Annotated in this window: 1 protein-coding gene; it reads left to right on the forward strand. The window is 55.0% G+C overall.

What is annotated here, in order from left to right:
- Window positions 1-582 (forward strand): hypothetical protein (locus ACOSDR_RS20190; protein ID WP_420732341.1); only part of this gene is annotated, 582 nt, incomplete at both ends.

Raw genomic sequence — 582 nt, forward strand, 5'->3', positions numbered from 1 at the left:
ATTTCGGCAAGACCTACCTGCCGGGCCACATTACCGGACGCCCCTGGATGTTCCATCCGTTCAAAGAAGACGGCTGTGGCATCATTGCGGGCACCACCAACCATATCGCGCCTTGTGACTGGACCCAGTTGGTCGTGGAAAACTCCAAAATCACACAGATCAATGAAGGCGGCGAATTTGGCCGCAAACTGCGCGATGTTATGGAGCAGACCAAGGACATCCAATATCCGACCTTCCCGGACAAGGGCATCATGCATTGGTGGGAAGCATCGATTGGCACGAACCCGCATATCCATCGCCCGCGCAAGGACTTCCCGTCAGGCTTTGTGAATTGCCTGTATGAACGGGTGCGCTCCGGCGTCATCCATATGGGCTTTGGCACCATCATCTCATCCATGGCAGAACGGGAAGCCGCCCGTATGGGCCATCTTGTCGGCCATTGGCACCTACACCTCTACTTCCCGACCTATACTTGCGAAATGGACGGGGATAACGAGAATATCATTGAAAACGGTCGCCTTCAGGCACTCGACGACCCGGAAATCCGCAAGATCTGCTCGAAATATGGCGATCCGGAACTGT

The sequence above is a fragment of the Hwanghaeella sp. 1Z406 genome (assembly GCF_048892425.1).
In the GTDB taxonomy this organism is placed as follows: Bacteria; Pseudomonadota; Alphaproteobacteria; order UBA8366; family Aestuariispiraceae; genus Pacificispira.